Origin of the sequence: Hydrangea phyllody phytoplasma, assembly GCF_036985185.1 — a bacterium.
GTDB classification, from domain to species: domain Bacteria; phylum Bacillota_I; class Bacilli_A; order Acholeplasmatales; family Acholeplasmataceae; genus Phytoplasma; species Phytoplasma asteris.
On sequence record NZ_BSDA01000010.1, the window covers coordinates 1 to 7,969 of the forward strand.

The following is a 7,969-nucleotide window of genomic DNA, read 5'->3' on the forward strand; positions in this document are numbered from 1 at the left end:
TTCCCGAAACAGAATATAGAAATCAAATCTTACAATCCCTCAACTCCCTCTATGAAATCACACCAACTGAGGGATAAATAAAAATAAGGAGTTATAAGTTAAAATGATGCAAGTAAAAAATAAATTACATCTTTTATCATTCTTTTTTTTTGATAAGTTTAGGATTGTTACTGATAAAAATAACTAAAAATATTATCAACATAAAAATTATCTTTTTTATAAAAAAACCCTTTCCAAAAGGGTTTTTTTATTTAAACATACTTACTTATCCAAATAACAAGACTTCTTTAAACAAGAGTCTTTTTTTTATACCCAAATTCATCCAAATCAAACAAAAAGAGCAAAAAACCAAAAAAAGAAGGAGCAAATCAAAAAAAAAGAATAATCAAAAACCAAAAAAATTAATTAAACAATTAAAAATCATCAAAAAATATGTTAAAATATACAATATAAAAAATAGGAAGGGAATAAATATGAAAACATCCATCATCCCCAACAAAAACCAAATTAACGTTTTTGATGTTGCACTTTACATTGTTGAAAATAATCCTCATCCAACTACTAAAATGAAACTAAATAAAATGATTTATTACGCTCACGCAAAACATTTAGTGCAAACTAAAAAACCTCTTGTAAAAGAACAAATTCAAGCTTGGATTTATGGTCCTGTTTTTCCTGAATTGTGCGCACAACTAAAAGAATTTACTTATAAACCGTTAAATCCCGATTCTTTATCAATGGGAGATGCAACTAAAATAAATGCCGCTCAAAAACAAATCCTTGATGATATTATTTCATTATACGGCAACAAAGAAGCCAATTTTTTATCTCAACAAACTCACGAAGAAGACCCATGGGAAAATACATATTATATCAATTCCGATTGGTCTAAAAACATTATTAAAAACAAAGATATTTTAGAATATTTTTCTAAAAACACTAAACACATTTGTTAATATGGAACAAACAGTTAATAATCTTTTTCGTTATCGATTCGATCAAAATTTAACAGATATTTCAAGTTTTAAAACAATAAAAGGTTTTAAAGAAGTTTTAGAAAAAGTTATCGCACCTTTAAATAAATATATTGAGTATACATGGCATCAAATCAAAAAATCGCATAATAAAGGTCCTAGATATCATGTAGTCCAACCTAGAACCCTTTCTCGAAAAGGGTTTGCTCGTGCCGTTAACCTTTCTGAAGATGAACCTATTTTTTCAAATATCTCTTAATTTGCAAGAACGCGTTTATGGTATAACTGTTGGTAAATATTTTGTTATTATCGCCTATGATCCAAACCATAAAGGAAATACAAAGAAAAAATAAATTATTGCATTAATATAAAATTCAAAATACAATTAAATTTTAATAGACTCTCTCTATGAGAGTCTTTTTTTTATCCCTTTTTACCATTTGTCAGGCAAAAAAAATTAAAAAAGAATTAGGAGGTTATTAAATAATGTCTAAAGTAATTAAAATTCCCTGTATCTAAAAAATTAATAATTATGTTATTAATTATTAATTTCAATTTTGTCCTTTCCATCAATGCTCATTCTTCTTTTTTTCATAATCAAAACGAAACCAAAATTAAATTAGCGGATTACCAAACCCTCCAACAAGAATGGTTAGCGACCCAACCCAAAATGAAAAGATATGACATTCCTGTTTTATCCAAAGAAAGTATCCCTGAAATCCTAAAATATTTCAACATTGAAATTGATAATCGTGATTTGCTAAAACCTACCTACAATCCTTATGCCAATACTTACTTCTGGTGGTTCCTAAAAGATCCGCCAGAAGGACTCATGGGTGTCTATTTTAAACCCCGCTCTAATCCCTTTAATATTAAATATCCTTCTTTTGATAATAAATACACTTTAGAAGATCTCTTAAAATACGAAATCGCTATCGAAGAAGCTTTCGTATTTTGGGATGCTCAACAAAAAACTCAGGAAGAAAAGTGCAATGTGCAATTAATCAACATCAATCTCTTTGTTGATCAAAGTAAAGAAGAAGCGATTAATAATTACTTAATCCAACAGAAAATCATCCAAAAACCCAAACTAATTAAATTAGGTTTTTATAACCCCACTCCTAACACTGGTTTGGTTGTTCCTTTCCCTTTAGGTGGATTTCTAAGTTTTGAATTTGAGGCTATTTATTTCGATGATGGAATCCGCCTCCTCCCCCAACTAACTTATACCATTGAAGATTTGCTGAAATTATCAAATGGTGCTAAAAATGTTTATCTTTTCACTTTTAGCACCCAAAAAAGAATTAAAAGCATCGAATTACCTGATGCTATTGATCCTTACCAAGCCATTCGAACATGGAAAAGAGATAATAATTTATTTGATTATGAAGGTGAATTTATACGCCAAACTGATAGCATGAAAGTGGTATTGTCAGCATTTACAAATAGAAAAGAGACTATATCGTGTGAACTTCTCCAACTTAAAAATATTTTTGAAACCGAAAAGGAAAAATTTATTATTTCTTGTAAAGATGAAAAAGTAAAATTGCGTATTTTCAATAATTATAGTTCTGAATATATTAATTGGTTAAGGCAATGTTACATTAAACCTGGCAGTTATTATACAGGCGACGAAGTCCGAGATAAATTTGGACGTTTTTTGCCAAACCATTTATGATGAAAATGGTAACACCCATTATTATCAATATGTTGAGGGATTTTTCTTTGATAATTGGTATATTGACGGCAATGAATGCGCTCGCACATATTACCATTTTTTAGATACTACACCACCACCCAAAAAACCTCAAGGAATAAATATTAATTGGTATTAAGACCTTATAATGAAGGTCTTTTTTCATTTTGGGGGTTTTTTGTTAAAATCAAAAAAATATTAAGATAATTGGTGTTAATGATGCAAAAATTAAATTATTTCTAAACTAAACTCCCTCTATGAAATCACACCAACTGAGGGATAAATAAAAATAAGGAGTTATAAGTTAAAATTGAACCAAACTATGATGCAATTTTTAAGAAGAAAGAAGGGTAAAAAAATGTTATCTTTTTATTCAAATATTACTGAACGCGCTATAGAAAATAAAGTTTTCAAAAAATTAGAATTATTAGGATATATTACAGAAATGAATAATCCTAATCAAGATGTTTTTACCCAAAAACCCAAATCTCATGAAGAATTTAAAAAATTAAAAAATCACAAACCAGATTTTATTATTTATGATAACAACACTCCTATCGCTATTATTGAAACTAAAAAACCAAACTCAAATTTAAAATTAGCAGAAAAACAAGCAGAAGCTTATGCTAAAAATTTAAATGTTAAAATTATTTTTACTTTTGATGGATACCGTTTATTTTCTAAACACCTCACTTATAACCAAGAATTGAAATATGGTAATACTCCTTTAAAAGATTTTGTTAATAAAAAAACTTTAAAGGAATTTATTAATAATTATAAAATTGATTTTAATTTTGGTAAAAAAATCCATTCAGAAAATAGTTTTATTAAAGAACTAAAGAATATAGAAGATTTACTTTGGACTACAGGTTTAAGAAAAGGCGATGAAAGATTTACCGAATTTTGTAAAATTTTATTTCTACGATTAATTGAAGAAAAAGAACCTCATACTAGTTGGAATTCTATTGTCAACAGTCATGATGATAAACAAAAAATTCACATCATAAATGGCCATTTAAAAGATTTAAATCAAAAATATAAAATGGGTAAATACGGAGAAGCTTTAAAATTAAACCCTGAATATCATTATCATGTAGTCAGTGAAATTATTACTAGATTGAATCAAATTGATTTTAAAAATACTTCTTTAGATGTTAAAGGAAATGCCTTTGAATTTTTTTTAGGATATCGCGGTACTAGTGATGATTTAGCACAATATTTTACTCCTCGTAATATTATTCGTTTTATGTGTGATTTAACTGAACCCAAACCAGGAGAAAAAATATATGACCCTTTTTGTGGTTCAGGCGGCATTTTAATTAATGCTTTTGAATATATCAAAAAACAAATTGATCCTCAAGATGATGAACAATTAAAAATACTGAAAAAAGATTCTATTTACGGAACTGATATTAATAATATTGCTTATGTAGCGAAGATGAATATGATTTTAGTAGGCGACGGACATGCCAATATTACCCAACAACAAGATGGTTCATTAATTAATAAAAGAACAGCCCATTATGATATTGTCATGACTAATATTCCTTTTAATCTTTCCATTAATCGCTACAAAAACAATGTTCATGCTTTATATGATGTTTTTAGTGAGAATGGTAATGCTATTTGTGTTCAACATTGTCTAGACTCATTAAAGAAAAATTCCTCTCCGCGAGCATGTATTATTGTTCCTGAACAATTTATTTTTCATAAATCTTTCAAAGAAACCAGAAAATATATTATTGAACAATATGATGTTAAAATCTTTTCTTTGCCCCAAGGAGTATTTGAACCATATACAAATGTTAAAACATGTATTCTTTATTTAGAATATAAAGGTCAAAAAAGGGAATTTAGAATTTATTGATATTCAAAATGTTGGTTTTACTTTAGATAAAAACAAAACACCCATAGAAAAAAATGATTTATCTGATTATTTAAAAAATCCTCATCATCCCAATTATAAAAAGTTTAATTATGATGAAATAGCTACCAATGATTTTTCATTTAAACCCCAAATAATTCAAAAAGAAGGTCTTTTATTAAGTGATCTTTTTACTTTTTCGAGAACTAAAATTAATTTAGATCCTGAAAAAAAATATTTCCAAATAACAGTTCAAAGCAACGGTCAAGGAATTATTCCGAGATGGCAAAAAAAATCCCAAGGAAATATCTTTATCAAAGGAAAAAATATAAAATCTAACCGCAATATCATTACAGACGAACAATTTTGTTATTCTCAAATTGATGCTCGTAATGGTGCTTTTGGCAAAATTCCTTCTCATTTAAAAGGAGCTATTTATTCAAATACTTTTTGTTGTTTTAAATTGAAAGATCAGTTTAAAAATTTAGACTTAGATTTTTTAACAGCTATCCTTACTTCTTCTCAAATGAAATCTTATTTTGAAGGACAAAGTTTAGGGACAACTAATCGTCGATCTATCAAATTAGAAAAATTTTTAGCAACTAAAATTCCTTATTCAACACTAACATTAAAAGCTCTTAACGAAAAATATAAAAAAATATCCCAAAAAATAAAACCTTTAGAGAAACAAGTAAACGTCTTTAAAAAAGAATTAGAAAAGATTGTGAATGAACTTTAAACAATAAACCTTCTTAAAAAGAATTTATTGTTGTTTTTTTAATAAAACCCGATAAAACAGTTTTTTTAACAATCAAGGCTTAAAAAAATAAAGTTATGTTAATAAAACAGAAACTTATTATTAATCAAAAAAACTAGGAGTTAAAATAAATGAAAAATAATTCCAAACAAATTATAAAATAACACTAAATCAACTCTAAAAAAATAATAATCATAAAAAATGTGTTAAAATATATAATGAAAAAGAATAGAAATAAAATAAATATGTAAATATGAACTAAATCACAATAAAATACAATACTTAAATTATTATACTTATAATAATGAATTAAAAAAAAATTCTTCTTGTGTTATTGTTAGTTATTTTTATTGGAAAAAAACAATTAAAAAAAGAAAGATAGGTTTTTCAAATGACAAATAAAATTCAATTCGGTCAATTTTTTACTAAAAAACAAAATTGGTTCACAAAACCATTAGAAGAATTTATTTTTGATAATTTAAAAGAAAATCATATTATCTTAGATCCCTTCGCTGGCGAAGGGGATATTTTAAATTTTTTAAAATATTATTTTAAAAATAAAATTAATAATTTAAATTTTATAGGGTATGACATTGATAAGAAATTTGTTAAATATAAAATGAATGATTCTTTAAAAAATATACCTTATGAAAAAAAACATAAATATTTTATATCAACAAATCCTCCGTATTTAGCAAAGAATAGTTGTTATCGTAAAAAATATACACAAACTTATAAAGACTATTTTAAAACATCTAATTTTGCTGATCTTTATTTATTAGCTTTAAGTAAGATGATATCCACAAATCAACCAGGTTTTGCAATTGTCCCAGAAACTTTTATTAATTCAAAATTTGATAAAACCAATGTTAACAGAATTATTATCATTGAACCCAATCCTTTTGAAGATACTACCGTACCTATTTGTATTGTTTGTTTTAATGGCACCAAATTAGAAAAACAAATTATTTATAAAAATGACGATAAAATTGGTTCTTTACAAGAATTAAAAAAATTAAAAATTTTTGTTAAAGAAAAAAGTGAGTTTTTAAAAAAATTACGATTTAACGATGTTAATGGATTTATTGCGTTGTTGGGTGTAGATTCCACAAATCCTGAAAAAAAAATTAAATTCATTCATAAAAATAAATTAAAATATAATATTTCAAATATAAAAACTTCGTCTCGTGCGATTACTATAGTTAACAGTGAAGAATTTAAATATTTAGATGATTCAAAAATTGAAAAAATAATTATTAACGCAAATCAAATTTTAAATACATTTAGAACACAAACTAAGGATGTTTTGTTGTCTCCATTCAAAGGAAATAACAAAGATAATCAACGTAGACGTAGGTTAGATTTTCATTTAGCTAGAAATATTTTAACAAAGGCTTTTATTGATTGTTGTAATAATATAAATGAGGATAGTATTTATGAAAAAGATAAATTATAAAACAAAATATAAAGAACAATTAAAACAAAATTTGGAAAATTTCAATATTAAAGATAAAAAAACTTTAAATAAAATTAAAAAATTTTGTGAAAAATTTAATTTTATTCAAGAAGAAGTAGAAACATCAATTAAACATAATAATTTTTTAAAAGCTTGGTTTATTTTAGAACCTTTAAAACAAAACTTTTATGAAAAAGTATTTGCTGAATTTTTAAAAAATGATATAAATAATATATCCGAAGTGTGTAAACCTAAAAGTATTTTTATAAAAAAACAAGAAATAGTTCAAAAAAAAGAAATAAATCAGTATATCTCATCAAAAGGTAAGTCAATTGATTTTTCTTTTAAATATAAAGATTTAGAAATTATTTTTTATGTTTTTCACAAATATACCAAAGAATCTGGCGGCTCGCAAGATAATCAAAAAAATGATGTAAAAATATCTATTGAAAAAGCCAAAACTGACACCCAAAAATATAATAAAAATATAATGATTTTATTCATTTGTGATGGCGATTATTATAGTGAATATAAAATGAAAGAATTAAAAAAAGTAGCAAATCAACAAAATCTTAAAGTTCTGAGTTCCAACGAACTACAATTTTTTTTGGATCAATTTTATTCACAAATAAAAAACAAAAACTTTTTAAATTAAAAATAAGTTTGAAATAAAAAAACAAAAATGTTAAACTAATTTAATTGAATTTGGTTTTTATTAATATTATTTGCTAAATTTAATTTAATTGTCAAAAAAATAATTATGATAAAATAAATATAATTAATGCCTTTAATTTGAAGGTTTTTTTATATTCAAATTTTAATTAAAAAAAGAAATAACAATTTAATAAAAAATATTCTTTTAAAGATAAAAAAGAATTAGAAATAAAAAATAAATATAGTTTTAGAAAAAAATTGTAAATAATTCTATAATTTTAAATTTTATTTTTATATTATAAGACCTTCAAAATTGAAGGTCTTTTTTTTATATTCAAATGAACCCTTATGCTTTCAGTTTTTCTTTTGTTTATGAACAATAATAATAAAATTTATTAAGGAGTTAAAATAACAAATCACAAAGTTTATTAACCAAAATAATTCTTTTATAATTACTATTCCATATCATAAAAACGAAGAACAAACAAATAAAAGACATATTTATCAGATTTGCTATTTACCGAAAGACATTTTTAAAATAAGCAAACTAAATATTTGGAAAAAAAAG

At 24.5% G+C, this 7,969-nt stretch carries 7 protein-coding genes; all 7 read left to right on the forward strand.

Going from position 1 to position 7,969, the window contains the following annotated elements; translation table 11 throughout:
* Window positions 1-473: 473 nt before the first annotated feature.
* The 7 genes from AACP42_RS02840 (at window position 474) to AACP42_RS02870 (ending at window position 7,402) form a co-directional block, all read left to right on the forward strand.
* Window positions 474-956, forward strand: coding sequence for a Panacea domain-containing protein (locus AACP42_RS02840; RefSeq protein WP_249402824.1), 483 nt, complete (start codon window positions 474-476; stop codon window positions 954-956).
* A gap of 1 nt (window position 957) precedes the next feature.
* Window positions 958-1,233, forward strand: coding sequence for a hypothetical protein (locus tag AACP42_RS02845; RefSeq protein WP_249402823.1), 276 nt, complete (start codon window positions 958-960; stop codon window positions 1,231-1,233).
* Between the two features lie 273 nt (window positions 1,234-1,506).
* On the forward strand, window positions 1,507-2,652 hold the full coding sequence (locus AACP42_RS02850; RefSeq protein WP_339332568.1) for a hypothetical protein: 1,146 nt from the start codon (window positions 1,507-1,509) through the stop codon (window positions 2,650-2,652).
* 328 nt (window positions 2,653-2,980) lie between these two features.
* Complete coding sequence (locus AACP42_RS02855; RefSeq protein WP_212775582.1) at window positions 2,981-4,537, forward strand: HsdM family class I SAM-dependent methyltransferase; 1,557 nt, start codon at window positions 2,981-2,983, stop codon at window positions 4,535-4,537.
* 460 nt (window positions 4,538-4,997) lie between these two features.
* Complete coding sequence (locus AACP42_RS02860) at window positions 4,998-5,273, forward strand: hypothetical protein (RefSeq protein WP_212775581.1); 276 nt, start codon at window positions 4,998-5,000, stop codon at window positions 5,271-5,273.
* A gap of 409 nt (window positions 5,274-5,682) precedes the next feature.
* Window positions 5,683-6,747 (forward strand): hypothetical protein, encoded by a 1,065-nt coding sequence (locus tag AACP42_RS02865; RefSeq protein WP_212775580.1) that lies wholly within the window; start codon window positions 5,683-5,685, stop codon window positions 6,745-6,747.
* Window positions 6,728-7,402 carry a hypothetical protein gene (locus tag AACP42_RS02870; protein WP_212775579.1) on the forward strand — a complete coding sequence of 225 codons (675 nt, stop codon included), beginning with the start codon at window positions 6,728-6,730 and terminating at the stop codon, window positions 7,400-7,402. The genes AACP42_RS02865 and AACP42_RS02870 overlap by 20 nt, the downstream gene beginning before the upstream one ends.
* Window positions 7,403-7,969: the final 567 nt, after the last annotated feature.

Excerpts from the sequence above, each read along its gene's own strand:
- AACP42_RS02850 (WP_339332568.1), top strand. The coding sequence starts at position 1,507 with ATGTTATTAATTATTAATTTCAATTTTGTCCTTTCCATCAATGCTCAT.
- AACP42_RS02845 (WP_249402823.1), top strand. The coding sequence starts at position 958 with ATGGAACAAACAGTTAATAATCTTTTTCGTTATCGATTCGATCAAAAT.
- AACP42_RS02840 (WP_249402824.1), top strand. The coding sequence starts at position 474 with ATGAAAACATCCATCATCCCCAACAAAAACCAAATTAACGTTTTTGAT.
- AACP42_RS02865 (WP_212775580.1), top strand. The coding sequence starts at position 5,683 with ATGACAAATAAAATTCAATTCGGTCAATTTTTTACTAAAAAACAAAAT.
- AACP42_RS02870 (WP_212775579.1), top strand. The coding sequence starts at position 6,728 with ATGAAAAAGATAAATTATAAAACAAAATATAAAGAACAATTAAAACAA.